Source organism: Microbacterium sp. bgisy207 (genome assembly GCF_057706855.1).
On record NZ_JBYIPB010000014.1, the window covers coordinates 1 to 13,025 of the forward strand.

Genomic DNA, 13,025 nt, shown 5'->3' on the forward strand with positions numbered 1-13,025 from the left:
TAGTCGTGGACCTTCCGTCGAACACGACCTTGTGTCTGGTATGCGGCTCCCGGCTGGTGAAGAACGGCCGTCATCCCTCGGGAACACAGCGGTGGCGTTGCAGAGGCTGCGGGTCCTCGAGCGTTCGCCGCCGCCCAGACGTCACCCGTCGTGAGCAACTCCACCGGTTCCTGACCTGGCTGACGGGGAAACACACGCAAGCGGACCTCGATGGCGGCACCGGCCGATCCTTCCGCGATCAGACGGCCTGGTGCTGGGACCTGGAACCGGTCATGCCGGTCACCGGCGAAGTCCACGACGCCGTCCTGGTCGACGGAATCTGGATCGGGTCCTGGTGCCTGCTGATCGCCCTGTCAGACACCGGACACGTGATCGCCTGGCAATGGGCCGCCCGCGAGTCCACGGCCGCGTGGGAGGCACTGTTCACCCAGGTCCCGCCACCGGAGGTCGTCGTCACCGACGGTGGCTCCGGGGTCCGCTCCGCCCTGGCCAACACCTGGCCCGACACGGCCGTGCAACGGTGCATCTTCCACCTGCAGATGAACGTGACCCGCGAGCTGACAAGGAATCCACGTCTGAAAGCCGGCCGAGCGCTACGTCAGATCGCGATGACCCTCAGCGACATCCACGACATCGACGCCGCGATCGCCTGGCGACTCACCCTCGAAGCGTGGTGGCAGCAGTTCGGACACCTCACCAAGGAGCGCACCCTCTACGACAACGGCCACTTCGGGTTCACTCACCTCCGCCTCCGCAAGGCATGGGCGATCCTGCACCGCGCCGCCGAAGCCGGACACGTATTCACGTTCCTCCAGCACGGCAACCCCCGCACCACATCCCCGCTCGAGGGCGGCATCAACGCGCAGATCAGACATCTGCTGCGCCACCACCGCGGGATGACCATCGAGCACCGCCGCCGCGCCGCAGAATGGTTCCTGCTGCTCCGCGAAGTCCCCCTGGACCGCGCCCACCAGCACGCCCAGACCCCACAGCCAGCGCCCCCACCGAAGACCGAGGAACCCCTCGGGCCCGAGCTCTACGGCACAGGCCTCGACGCCGCAGAAGGCCTCTGGCACCGCTCAGGATGGATCGGCGAACACTGACACGCCCGACCCATCCACCATTTCTTGCCGATAACCCGGGCCAAGCACTACCAGACGAAGAAGAAGGGAGCCGCCCACATGGGCGACTCCCTTACTTCGTTGACCCTGGAAGCTCCTCCAAACCCGGCCCATAGGGTCGGTGTTTGCAGTAAGCCTCACCTGGTCGGGATGACAGGATTTGAACCTGCGACCCCTTGACCCCCAGTCAAGTGCGCTACCAAGCTGCGCCACATCCCGGAGTCCGCACCGAGGCGCGGACAACTCCACTATCTTAGCCGGTCGCGCGGCCAGCCGAGAATCGGCGGCGTCAACCGACCTGGCCGGCCACCCACTGACGCAGCTGCGGTGCCGGGAGCGCCCCGATTTGCCTCGACTGTTCGGCGCCGTTCCGGTACAGCAGGAGCGTCGGAATGCTCTGGATGCCGTGACGCTGCGAGACACGCGGAGACTCGTCAGAGTTCACCTTGACGACCTTCAGCTTTCCGGCGAATTCGCGCGACATCTGCTCGACGATCGGCGAGACCATCCGGCACGGACCGCACCAGGGTGCCCACACGTCGACGAGAACGGGAAGGGTCGCGTCTCCCACGACCGCATCGAACGACGTGTCGTCCGCCTCCACGAGCCAGGGAAGATCGGTGTGGCACGAGGCGCAGCGAACTCTCCCCGACCGGGCCGACGGCACGCGGTTCTTCGCCCCGCACGAGGGGCATGTGACAACCGAGGACTCCGCCATTTCTGACTCCCTTCCATCTGCCATTGTCGCGATCGCCACGCGGCGAGCGCTACCCTCCGACACCTCCCGTCGCACTAGGGTGGGAGCGGTTCCTCACGAAGGAGTGTCTGTGACCACCGATGCCGCCGCGACCCGAGTCGCCGCATCCGCTCTCTCCCCGCGATGGTGGTGGGGGTTCCTTCCCTACGTCGCGGTCTCGATCGTGCACGTCACAGCGCTTCTGGCCGGGTGGGATGCCGTGAGCGCGCCGACCAAGCTCGCGCTCATGCCGGTCCTGGCTCTCGCGGTGCTCTGGGGCGGCCGCGGGTCGCAGTGGGGATCGCCGTACACGCTGTTGTTCCTGGCGCTGGCGCTGTCATGGCTCGGCGACGGTGCTGCCACGTTCTTCCCGTTCCTCGATGACGAGCTGCCCGCGATGCTCCTGTGCTTCGGCCTGGCGCACGTGGCCTACATCGTGCTGTTCTGGCGGTTCCTCTCCGTGCGGGCGCTGCCGTGGTGGTCAGCGGTGTACGTCGTGTGGTGGGTCGTCCTCGTCGTCTATCTGTGGCCATTCCTCGGTGCGCTCGCGATAGCCGTCGCCGCCTACGGGCTCGTGCTGGGCGGAACGGCCGTGCTCTCGACTCGTTGCCACCCCGCCATCGCATGGGGCGGGGCGTTCTTCCTCATCTCCGATACCGTGCTGGCGTTCCGGCTCTTCCTGCCCGAGACCATGCCGTCGGGAAGCAGCGCGCTGGTCATGATCACCTACACGCTCGGGCAGGGGCTCATCGCCGTCGGAGCCGTGATCGCAACCCACGCAGCGCGCGCCGCGAGAGAATCGAGGGCGTGACGGATTCCGTTCGCGTGGATGCCTGGCTGTGGGCCGTTCGGGTCTACAAGACCCGGTCCGCAGCGACAGCAGCCTGCCGTGCGGGCCACGTCCGCGTCGGCGGCGAGCGCGCGAAGGCCGCCCAGCCGGTGCGGATCGGCGATGAGTTGCGCGTCCGCATTGCCGGATTCGACCGCATCCTGGTCGTCAAGCAACTGCTCACCAAGCGGGTCGGCGCACCGGCAGCGGCGCTCGCCGTCGACGAGCGAACGCCCCCGCGTCCCTCACGGGAGGAGACGCCGTTCGTGCCGGTCCGCGACCGCGGTGCGGGCAGACCCACCAAGCGGGAGCGGCGCGACATCGATCGCCTGAGAGGGCGCTCAGCCGAGTAAGTCCCGGTTCACGCACTCTCGTCGAGTTGACCGAGCAGCCAGCCGGCACCGACCACCCGGGCGCCTTCGTCACCGGCCCGGTCGGCGAGTCCTCGGTCGCTCGTCACGACGATGACCTGCTCGCCACTCGCGATGCGACGCCGGGTTTCGGCGACGATCTCGTCGTCCCCTTCACCGGGCGCGGGCACGACCCGGATGTCGGTCTCTGCGTGATCGTCACCCGCGAGCGCACGCGTCGCCTGGCCCTCGAGCACAACCGACACCTCCGGAAACCACAGCGAACCGGGGAGCTCGAGCTTCGCGGCATCCACCCCACGTTCGCGCCACTGCCTCACCCGATCGATGAGCCTGCCCGCGGCCCCAGCCCGGTCGCGCCACCATCCGTCGGGGACTGAGCCCACGACGTTCGCCGCATCGATCACGACAGCGGGGCGCACCGACAACAAGGGACGCAGGTGCGTCCACGCCGACGCGAAAGCCGGATGCAGCGGGCGGCCGTCGACGGCGTCCACCGCGACCCACTCGAGGGCGACGCTCTCGGCATCCCCGATGTGCGGATCGAACGCCACCAAGACATCCGCAATCACGGTCGTGTAGGTCCAGACCCCGAGATCCAGCACGCTCCAGAATCGCTGGCGCACAGCATCCTGCGGCACCGAGGCCTCTTCGTGCGCCTCTCGGAGCGCAGCTGCCCCGGCACCTTCGCCCTCGTGCCGCGCACCACCGGGCAGCGCCCAGGTGCCGCCGTGATGACTCCAGCCGACGCGATGCTGCAGCAGGATGCCGCGCTCGGCATCTACCGCAAGAAGACCAGCTGCGCCGAACCGGCCCCAGTAGCGCTCCCCCGTCGGTGCGATCACCCAGGCATCACCCGGATCGCGCGGACCCGCGGGGCGGCGGGGCGAGCCGGGCTCCGGGGGTTCGATCGTCACGATCTCAGCCTGTCACAGACCGCGCCGCACCCGTCGCACTCCTGCGCCCTCCTCACCAGCTTCGGTCGCGCCACTCTGCGACATCCATCTCCTCACCCCCGCATCGCGACGCCACCGAAGCTCGGTGCGCGACGGAGCCCTAGATGAACAGGGTCGTTCCGGACTTCTGCGCCTCCCCCAGGAACGTGGCGACGCCGCCGAAGTCGATGCCCTCCTGCAGGTCGCTCTCGGCGATGCCCAGCAGGTCCATCGTCATCGTGCAGGCCACCAGCTGCGCGCCGCCCTCGCGCGCCGATTCCATGAGCTCCTCGAGCGTCGGGACGTTGTGCTGGCGCATCACGTCCTTGATCATCTTGGGTCCCATGCCCGCCATGTTCATCTGCGACAACGGCAGGTGATCGGATCCGGACGGCATCATCATCGCGAACATCCGATCCATGAGCTTCTTGTCGCGCGGCGGCGCATCGTGCCGACGGAGCATGTTCAGCCCCCAAAACGTGAAGAACATCGAGACCTTCTGCCCCATCGCGAGCGCTCCATTGGCGATGATGAACGCCGCGATGGCCTTGTCGAGGTCGCCCGAGAACACGACGAACGAGGTCTGGTTCAGCTTCTGCACGGACGTGCCCGACCGGTCGGGGGCAGCGCCCTTGCGGAACGTCGCGACATAGCCGGGACCCTCCGGTGAGATCGAGAGCATCTCGTGGCCGTGGCTGCCTGCCCACGCGGGAGCGTCGTGCGCGAAGCCCGGATCCGAGACGTGCACCACGACGTCGTCGCCGGGTTGCAGCTCATCCATCTGCTTGGTCAGCCTCATGATCGGGCCAGGACACGCAAGCCCCGTGCAGTCGAGGTCGACCACCTGGCCGGTTCCCTTCGCCTGGGCGAGCAGGTCGGATGCCTCGGCGTAGTGGATCTCGGCGGGCTTGGCCACGAACCCGACGGGTTCGAGATCATGGAAGAAGCGGAACGTCGTCGAGCCGCCGGAGAGCGTCCGCACATCCGTGAAACCGCGCTGGACGAGCGCGCGGTACGCGAGGTAGCTGCGGAAACCGACGGCGCAGTACAGGCGGATCGGGACGTCACGTTCCCAGGTCTCGCACGCCTCGCGGATCGTCCCGAGCGGCACATTCTCCGCCCCGGGGATGTGCCAGATCTCGTACTCGACCTCGGTGCGAACATCGATGATGCGGCATCCTTCGGTCGCGGCCGGATAGTCCTTCGCGTACCAGAGCTTCAGGTCGCCGCTGAGGACGTTACTCGCGACGAACCCCGCCATGTTGACCGGATCCTTCGCCGACCCGAACGGCGGCGCGTACGCGAGCTCGAGGTGCTCGAGATCGTGTACCGTCGCGCCGAGTCGGATCGCGGTGGCGAAGACGTCGAGGCGCTTGTCGACGCCGTCGAACCCCGCGATCTGAGCGCCCAGCAGCCTCCCGTCCGAGGGCGCGAACGTCACCTTGATGTGCATCTGGGCAGTGCCCGGGTAGTAGCCGGCGTGGCCGGACGGATGCACGTGCGCGGTCAGGTAGTCCACGCCGGCACGCTCGAGTTGCCGCTCATTGGCGCCTGTCGCGCCGGCGGTCATGTCGAACACCTTGACGATGGAGGTGCCCTGCGTCGAGAGATACTCCGTGTCTCGTCCGCAGATGTTCTCGGCCACGACGCGTGCCTCGCGGTTCGCTGGCCCCGCCAGCGGAGTGACCCACCGCCCAGGGAGCACGGTGTGCGCCGTCTCGACGGCATCCCCCGCTGCCCAGATGTGCGGGTCGGACGTGCGCATGTGCGTGTCGACGACGATGCCGCCGCGCTCGCCGATCTCCAGTCCCGCCTGCTGGGCCAGACTCACGTTCGGGCGAACCCCCGCCGAGAGCACCACGAGGTCAGCGACGAGAGACTGCCCGTTGTTGAGTTCGACGCGCAGCATCCCGTCGGATGCCTGCGTGAAGGCAGCGGCGGCCGTGCCCAACTGCAGCTCGACGCCGCGTCCGCGTGCGTGTTGCTCGACCGGGATGGACACGTCCTTGTCGAGCGGCGGAAGGATCTGGTCGGCGAGCTCGACGATTGTCACGTCGGACCCACGATGGATGAGGTTCTCGGCCATCTCGATGCCGATGTAGCCGGCACCGATGACCACCGTCTTGGCGGCGCGGCCCTTCGCCGCAGCGGCGGCCAACGCTTCGTCGAGGCGCGACTTGATGGCATCCATGTCGGCGATGTTTCGCAGCGTATGGATGCCGGGAAGGTCGATCCCGGGAAGCGGAAGCTGCAACGGGTCGGCCCCCTGGCATAGGGCGAGGGCGTCGTAGGCCTCGGTGTACTCGCGGCCGGTGGCGACTTCGCGCACGGTGACGGTCTTCGCGGCTCGGTCCACGGCGATGACGTCCTGCCCGACCCGGACGTCGATGTCGAGAGACTCACGCAGGCTCTCGGGCGTCTGCAGCAGGAGGCGACTCCGATCGGCGATCACGCCACCGATGTGGTAGGGCAGGCCACAGTTGGCGAACGAGACATAGTCGCCGCGCTCGAGCACCACGATCTCGGCTGACTCGTCCAGGCGACGGGCACGGGCAGCAACGGATGCCCCTCCGGCGACTCCTCCGACGACGACGATCTTCATGGCGTTCTCCTTCATGTGGCTCAGCGGTGGCATCCGGATGCGGACGCCGGAGGTGGTCGGGCGCCCGTCCTCGCATCCCGTCCCGACGGTACTCCCGGGGGTATCGGGCGCATCAGGGTCCAAGGTCCTCCGACTCTCCCCCCGACACACTCGCGATGCGCCGGCGACTTGTATTACTCGAAACTTTGTTCTATACTCATCTGTACCAGCGCACGTGCCCAAAGAGCGCTTCCGGCGGAGCCATCCGGCTCCTCGATCCTCGGAGCAGCATGGGCGACCCCGCATCCCTCACCTCCTCCATCCGGGCACGAGCTCGAGGCGGCTCGCGTGTCCACGGACGGATGCGGGCATTGGTCGCGGATGTCGCGGAAACGCGACGGAAGATCGCGGCATTGCAGGCGAGGGAAGCGCGGCTGCTGGCGTACGGGGTCGATCTCGCGCTCGAGCGGGCCGGAGAACTCGGAGCATCTCGGTCCGGGTCGGATCTCGGCATCCGCGAGATCGCCGCCGAGCTGGGCGCCGCCATGAGGGTGAGCGACCGCACCGTACAGACCCGAATGGGTGAGGCGACGACTCTCACCGACCGGTTCCCCGACACGCAGGTCGCGTGGGAGCGCGGGGATGTGGATGCCGCGCATGTGCGTGTCATCGTCGACGCGGGAGCCGGAATCGGCGATGACCGCGCCCGCTCGCGGTACGAGAAGCTCGTCCTCGACATCGCGCGTCATGAGACTCCGAACCGCCTGCGGGCCGCCGCGCGCGCGATCGCCGCGACGCTCGATCCCGACTCTCCTGCGCAGCTGCGCCGCCTCGCCACCCAGGCCCGCACCGTCGTCGTGCACGACCTGAGCGACGGACTGGCCCGCTTAGTCGCAGATCTCCCCGCGCCCCTCGCTTACGCAATCCACGACCGTCTCACCCAGATCGCCCGCCACGTCCGCGATAGCGACACGGTTGAGCGGCCCAACGCGAACCGCGCCGAAGAGCAGAGCGCGACAGCAGCCACCGTCGACCACGATGTGAGCACTGCCGGCGCTGAGGAATCCGACGAAGCCGGCCGGATCGAAGCGCGCACGATGGATCAACTCCGCGCCGACGCCCTCACCGACCTCCTCCTGACAGCAACCCCTACCGGGCACGGTGACCCCGACGTCACGGCGCGGATCACGGGTCGCGTCCAGGTCACGATCCCGCTCCGCTCCCTCGCCGGAGTCACCGACGAGCCCGGCATCCTCGCCGGCTACGGACCCGTCGATCCCGCCCTCGTTCGCGATCTCGCCACCCAGGCTCCCGGATGGGACCGCGTCTTCACCGACGCCGAAACCGGCCTGCCCGTCGCGGTGGACCGATACCGACCCGACAGAAAACTGAAGCGCTACCTCTCCGCCCGCGACGAGCACTGTCGGTTCCCCGGATGCCGCCGCCCCGCCCGACTGTGCGACATCGACCACACCGCCGACGCTGCCCGCGGCGGACCCACGGAATCGAGGAATCTCGCACACCTGAGGCTGTCGCATGAATCTGCTCGGGTTCGGATGAGCCGGGGGCGGCGGGGCGGGGTGCCCGTCGTTCAGGCGGTGGTCGCGGTGTGGAGTTTGAGGAGGTTGTGGGCGCTGCAGATCAGCCGCCATTCGGCGTGGACTGCGGGTATTCCTCGTCGTGTGAAGCGTCGGTAGCCGAGGTTGGCTTTGATGTTTCCGAAGACGGGTTCGATGCTGTGCTGCCGTTTCCGGTAGGCCTCGGACCCTGTTTCGGTGGCGAGCTTGGCGTCCATGGCCCGGCGGGCGATCTCCGGCTCGACAGCTTCGCCTCGGACGTGGGCGAGCATGGCCTTGACCCGCCCCTGGGAGACCTGGAGTTCGTCGATCGCGGCCCGCTGGGAGATCTCTCCTCGGGCGAGTTTCTCGATCACGGGCATCCATTCGTCGGGTTCGGGTTGGGCGGTGCGGGCTTGCCGTGGCCCGTCTTTGCCGAAGTAGCGTTTGGTCTTGTCTCTGACCCAGGTGTAAGAGACGCCGAGGATGTCCCCGGCCTGCCGAAGGGACAGCTCCCCGCGGTTCACCTTCGCCAGGATGGCGAGCGTGTCATCATCGGGGGTCTCGCCTCGACGCCAGGCCGGTTTCCGCGTCGCGATCAACACGTCCGCGCCGACGTCGGCAGTGCCGCTGGCTGCCGTCCAATAGCCCGCGTCCGCGACGAACGTGCAGACCTTCCCGGCGCCGGTCTCGGCGAGGTTCTCCATGACTGCTTGGGCCATCGGGATGAAGTGGGGCTGGTCGTTCGTGGTCGCGGTGACCTCCGCGGCCACGACGATCTGCCCCGTCGTCGCGGCGGTCTGGGCGTTATAGCCCTGCATCACCCCTGTGCCATTGGTGGCGATGATCCGCGAGTGCGGATCGGTCGTGTTCGCCCTCCGCGGCAGTGCCCGCCGCGCCGGCTCCTTCAACGGCTTCGGCCCTCTCAGGCCCTTCCCGGTGGCGGCTTCCTTCGCCGCCCGCTCCGCGACCCGCGCCTCGTAGTCCCGCGCCGGCTGACCCTCCAGCTCTGCCAGCGCCGCCCGGATCCGGCCCCGCCGGTCCTGCCCGCCAGCCCAGTCGTCCGGCAGCTCGGACCCTGAGCGATCCCCGAGCTGCTCGTCCTCCGCAGCGTCGGTGGCGGCCGCCTCGGCCAGGACCGCAGCTGCCAGCTCGTCGCGGGTACGGTTGGCGAAGTACGACGCGTCCGCTTCGATCTTCGTCCCGTCGATCGCGACCAGTCCCGCGTCCACCAGCCCGGCCTTCACGCAGAGCCCGAGGACCTGGGAGAACAGCCCTGCGATCGCGTCCTGGTGACGTGCCCGGAACCGCGCCAACGTCGCGTGATCGGGGGACTGATTCACCGCGATCACCCGGTAGGCGACGTCCTCGACCAGGCGCTTCTCGATCCGACGGGAGGAGCGCTCCCCGGTGCAGTACGCGTAGATCAGCACGCCGAGCATCATCTCCGGGTCGTAGACGGCCCCGCCGCGCCCGTCAGCGCGGAACGCGGCGTAGAACGCCGTCAAATCCAACTCCGCGACCACATCGATCACAAAGAACGCCAGATGATCCTCCGGTAACCAATCCCGCACCGACGGCGGCAGCAGAAACCCCTGATCCCGATCACCCAAACGCACATTCACGACCACACCTAATCATCCCCTGACCAGGCATAAACCCACCCCAGACGCGCTCGATCACCTGCAGATTCATGCGACAGCCTCACCTGTGCAGGCGACATCACACCCTCAAACACCACACCGCCTGGACTGTCACGCAACGCGCGGACGGCACACTCGAATGGACCAGTCCGATCGGCCGGCGCTACGACGACACTCCGGCACCCGCCGTACGCTTCGTGCCCGACGGCGAACCCGCACCGTTCTGAGCGTCACTACTCCCGAGACGCGTGAACGGCGGGACCGACACGCGATCATGTGTGACGCCACAACGAGGCGACGAGGACTGTGGTCTGACCATGTGCACCACCACATATTGTGTCGTACTCACGAACGCACCCTGCATATAGTGGCAGCCCCACCGATCCTGTGATCACCACCCCGATACGCAAGCCCGCCCCGAGGAGCACCGAATGACCGCCCGCACCGCCGCGTCGCCGCGAACCGTCGCGGTATCCGAAACGATCAACGAGTACCTCTCACGGTCGGACTGGCGGGTGAACGCCAACGCCAACCAGGGCTACTCGCTCGGGGGAATGATCCTCAACACCGCGGGCAAGATCATCGCGAACTACTGGCTCGACGAGGTGTACTCCCCCGCCGCCGGGGCAGCGCACCGTGAGGGCGACATCCACATCCACGACCTCGACATGTTCGCGGGCTACTGTGCCGGGTGGTCGCTTCGCGCGCTGCTGGAGCAGGGGTTCAACGGCGTCCCGGGTCGGATTTCGTCCGCACCGCCTCGACACCTGTCGGCAGCGGCAGGCCAGATGGTGAACTTCCTCGGGACGTTGCAGAACGAGTGGGCCGGCGCGCAGGCGTTCAGCTCCGTCGACACCTACCTCGCCCCGTTCGTCCGCATCGACGGTCTGTCATATGAACAGGTAAGACAGGCCGTGCAAGAACTCGTCTTCAACCTCAACGTGCCTTCGCGGTGGGGAACGCAGACTCCGTTCACGAACCTCACGTTCGACTGGACCTGCCCTGACGACCTTGCCACCCAACGGCCGCTCATCGGCGGCGTGCTGCAGGACTTCGTGTACGGCGATCTTCGCGAGGAGATGGCGCTCATCAATCGGGCGTTCATCGACGTGTATGCGGCGGGGGATGCGGACGGTCGCGCCTTCACCTTCCCGATCCCGACCTACAACATCACGCGAGACTTCGACTGGGACGACCCCAACGTCGACGCCCTGTTCGCGATGACCGCTCGGTACGGACTCCCGTACTTCCAGAACTTCATCAGCTCCGACCTCGACCCCCACATGATCCGGTCGATGTGCTGCCGGCTGCAGCTCGACCTGACGGAACTGCTCAAGCGCGGCAATGGGTTGTTCGGTTCGGCGGAGCAGACGGGATCGATCGGTGTCGTCACGATCAACTGCGCGCGCCTCGGCTACCTCTACCCCGGTGACCGTCACGGCGTCCTCGACCGCCTCGACGATCTGATCGATATCGCCCGCGACAGTCTCGAGGCCAAACGCGCCGAGATCGGCAGACACATCGAGGGCGGTCTTTTCCCCTACACGAAGCACTACCTCGGAAATCTCGACGACCACTTCTCCACGATCGGCGTCAACGGCATCAACGAGTTCGTCCGCAACTTCACGCTCGACGCTCACGACATCGCGGATGCCGACGGCAGGGAACTGGCGACGTGGCTGCTCGAACATGTCCGTGCCCGCATGGTGGAGACACAGGAGCAGACCGGCCACATGTACAACCTCGAAGCGACCCCGGCCGAGAGCGCGACCTACCGGTTCGCACGGCTGGACATCGCGCGGTTCGGCGAGGGCACCGATGGCATCCGTCACGCCGGCACCGCCGATCATCCGTACTACACGAACTCCTCGCAACTGCCGGTCGGCTTCACCGACGATCCCTTCGAGGCGATGACGCTGCAGGAGCCGCTGCAGCAGCTCTATACCGGCGGCACCGTCCTTCACCTGTATCTGGGCGAAGCGGTGGCGTCGGCAGCCGTCTGCAAGGCGCTCGTACGCCGGTCGCTGGAACAGTTCCGCCTGCCGTACCTGACCGTGACGCCGACATTCTCCATCTGCCCGCGTCACGGCTACGTGTCAGGCGATCACCCGCAGTGCCCGGACTGCGGCGCCGAGAGCGAAGTGTGGACCCGCGTGATGGGCTACTTCCGCCCCGTGTCCTCGTTCAACGTCGGAAAGCAGGGCGAAGCGGCCGAGCGCGTCTACTTCGACGCGTCCCGAGTCGCCCCCGAGATCCCGCCCGTGGCGGCGCATCGGCCATGAGCGCGCCGATGAGCGTCACGGCCGGTGCGCTGCGCATCGCAGGGTTGTCGCGGTTCTCGGGGTCGGACTGGCCTGATCGCCTCGTTGCGACCGTGTTTCTGCAGGGATGCCCGTGGGACTGCGTCTACTGCCACAACCCTGATCTTCTCGATCCGCACCGCGACGGCGTGCTGGAGTGGCGCGAGGTCCTGGGCTTTCTCGATGAGCGACGAACGCACCTCGACGGCGTGGTCTTCTCGGGCGGAGAGCCGACGATGCAGGCCGCGCTCGGGGCTGCCGCGCTCGACGCGAGGCGCATCGGCATGCGCATCGGGTTTCACACCGCAGGGGCGTTCCCCCAGCGGCTCGATGCCGTGCTCCCTGCCGTGGACTGGGTCGGCCTCGACATCAAGGCATCCGCTGCCGACTACGCCACGGTCACGGCACGGCGCGGCAGCGGCACGCACGCGTGGCGGTCCCTGCGACTCGTCCTCGACGCGGCGCGCCGGCGTGAACCGAGCGATCGCCCCCTGGACTATGAGGTGCGCACGACGGTGCATCCGTCCCTCACCGATGCCGCTCGACTCCGCGCGCTCGGAGTGCAGCTGCGGGACGAGGGGGTCACCCGGTGGGCGCTGCAGCGGGCCCGGGCGACCGGTACCCGTGCGAGCAGCAACCGCGCCGTTCCCGCGCACTCGGGTCACCCCGACCTGGTGACCACGGTCGCGGACGAGTTCGACGGCTCCGTGATGCGCGTGATCACCCGCTGAGCCCGGATGTCAAGACCCTCGTCTGGGCCACACGCACGTGCTCGGGTGGCGCCATGGGAAACGCACAAGACCACGAAATGATCGAAACCCCCGAAAACGGGGAGACGCACGGACAGTGGGAAGACCGCGACTTCGGCGGGACCGACAAGGGAACCGGAGACCCCGGCGACGACCGCTCGCACCTCCAGGACCTGCCGCCCGCGAAGGTCGACGGCGACTGAGGCG

General features: G+C 67.7%; 11 protein-coding genes and 1 tRNA gene. 7 read left to right on the plus strand and 5 right to left on the minus strand.

From position 1 onward, the window contains the following. Positions 1–5: 5 nt before the first annotated feature. Positions 6–1,103 carry an IS1249 family transposase gene (locus AC3ENO_RS12685; RefSeq protein ID WP_488185783.1) on the plus strand — a complete coding sequence of 366 codons (1,098 nt, stop codon included), beginning with the start codon at positions 6–8 and terminating at the stop codon, positions 1,101–1,103. 160 nt (positions 1,104–1,263) lie between these two features. Here AC3ENO_RS12685 and AC3ENO_RS12690 read toward each other — a convergent pair. Continuing rightward, a tRNA-Pro gene (locus tag AC3ENO_RS12690) sits at positions 1,264–1,340 on the minus strand. Positions 1,341–1,410: 70 nt separating this feature from the next. Continuing rightward, complete coding sequence (trxA, locus tag AC3ENO_RS12695; RefSeq protein ID WP_488185780.1) at positions 1,411–1,839, minus strand: thioredoxin; 429 nt, start codon at positions 1,837–1,839, stop codon at positions 1,411–1,413. Between the two features lie 109 nt (positions 1,840–1,948). On the opposite strand from trxA, the gene AC3ENO_RS12700 reads away from it, so the two are divergent. Then, complete coding sequence (locus AC3ENO_RS12700) at positions 1,949–2,668, plus strand: lysoplasmalogenase family protein (protein ID WP_434970968.1); 720 nt, start codon at positions 1,949–1,951, stop codon at positions 2,666–2,668. Then, positions 2,665–3,039 carry an RNA-binding S4 domain-containing protein gene (locus AC3ENO_RS12705; RefSeq protein ID WP_434970969.1) on the plus strand — a complete coding sequence of 125 codons (375 nt, stop codon included), beginning with the start codon at positions 2,665–2,667 and terminating at the stop codon, positions 3,037–3,039. Before AC3ENO_RS12700 ends, AC3ENO_RS12705 begins: the two co-directional genes overlap by 4 nt. Before the next feature lie 8 nt (positions 3,040–3,047). Here AC3ENO_RS12705 and AC3ENO_RS12710 read toward each other — a convergent pair whose 3' ends face one another. After that, positions 3,048–3,971 carry an NUDIX domain-containing protein gene (locus AC3ENO_RS12710; protein ID WP_434970970.1) on the minus strand — a complete coding sequence of 308 codons (924 nt, stop codon included), beginning with the start codon at positions 3,969–3,971 and terminating at the stop codon, positions 3,048–3,050. A gap of 139 nt (positions 3,972–4,110) precedes the next feature. After that, positions 4,111–6,591 (minus strand): FAD-dependent oxidoreductase, encoded by a 2,481-nt coding sequence (locus AC3ENO_RS12715; RefSeq protein WP_434970971.1) that lies wholly within the window; start codon positions 6,589–6,591, stop codon positions 4,111–4,113. Positions 6,592–6,860: 269 nt separating this feature from the next. On the opposite strand from AC3ENO_RS12715, the gene AC3ENO_RS12720 reads away from it, so the two are divergent. Further along, on the plus strand, positions 6,861–8,267 hold the full coding sequence (locus AC3ENO_RS12720) for an HNH endonuclease signature motif containing protein (protein ID WP_434970972.1): 1,407 nt from the start codon (positions 6,861–6,863) through the stop codon (positions 8,265–8,267). On the opposite strand, the gene AC3ENO_RS12725 is transcribed toward AC3ENO_RS12720, so the two are convergent. Then, positions 8,162–9,751, minus strand: coding sequence for a transposase (locus tag AC3ENO_RS12725; RefSeq protein ID WP_488185781.1), 1,590 nt, complete (start codon positions 9,749–9,751; stop codon positions 8,162–8,164). The two genes, AC3ENO_RS12720 and AC3ENO_RS12725, sit on opposite strands and share 106 nt — an antisense overlap. A gap of 449 nt (positions 9,752–10,200) precedes the next feature. On the opposite strand from AC3ENO_RS12725, the gene AC3ENO_RS12730 reads away from it, so the two are divergent. The 3 genes from AC3ENO_RS12730 to AC3ENO_RS12740 are packed head-to-tail and all read left to right on the plus strand — an operon-like array spanning position 10,201 to position 13,021. Continuing rightward, positions 10,201–12,051, plus strand: a complete 1,851-nt coding sequence (locus tag AC3ENO_RS12730; RefSeq protein ID WP_434970974.1) for a ribonucleoside triphosphate reductase — start codon at positions 10,201–10,203, stop codon at positions 12,049–12,051. After that, the gene (locus tag AC3ENO_RS12735) at positions 12,048–12,800 is read left to right on the plus strand and encodes an anaerobic ribonucleoside-triphosphate reductase activating protein (protein WP_488185782.1); all 753 of its coding nucleotides are present in this window, start codon (positions 12,048–12,050) and stop codon (positions 12,798–12,800) included. Before AC3ENO_RS12730 ends, AC3ENO_RS12735 begins: the two co-directional genes overlap by 4 nt. 53 nt (positions 12,801–12,853) lie before the next feature. Then, a complete protein-coding gene (locus tag AC3ENO_RS12740) occupies positions 12,854–13,021 on the plus strand; it encodes a hypothetical protein (RefSeq protein ID WP_434970976.1) in 168 nt (55 codons plus the stop codon). Positions 13,022–13,025 lie beyond the last annotated feature (4 nt).

Excerpts from the sequence above, each read along its gene's own strand:
- AC3ENO_RS12715 (WP_434970971.1), bottom strand. The coding sequence starts at position 6,591 with ATGAAGATCGTCGTCGTCGGAGGAGTCGCCGGAGGGGCATCCGTTGCT.
- AC3ENO_RS12740 (WP_434970976.1), top strand. The coding sequence starts at position 12,854 with ATGGGAAACGCACAAGACCACGAAATGATCGAAACCCCCGAAAACGGG.
- AC3ENO_RS12730 (WP_434970974.1), top strand. The coding sequence starts at position 10,201 with ATGACCGCCCGCACCGCCGCGTCGCCGCGAACCGTCGCGGTATCCGAA.
- trxA (WP_488185780.1), bottom strand. The coding sequence starts at position 1,839 with ATGGCGGAGTCCTCGGTTGTCACATGCCCCTCGTGCGGGGCGAAGAAC.
- AC3ENO_RS12720 (WP_434970972.1), top strand. The coding sequence starts at position 6,861 with ATGGGCGACCCCGCATCCCTCACCTCCTCCATCCGGGCACGAGCTCGA.
- AC3ENO_RS12735 (WP_488185782.1), top strand. The coding sequence starts at position 12,048 with ATGAGCGCGCCGATGAGCGTCACGGCCGGTGCGCTGCGCATCGCAGGG.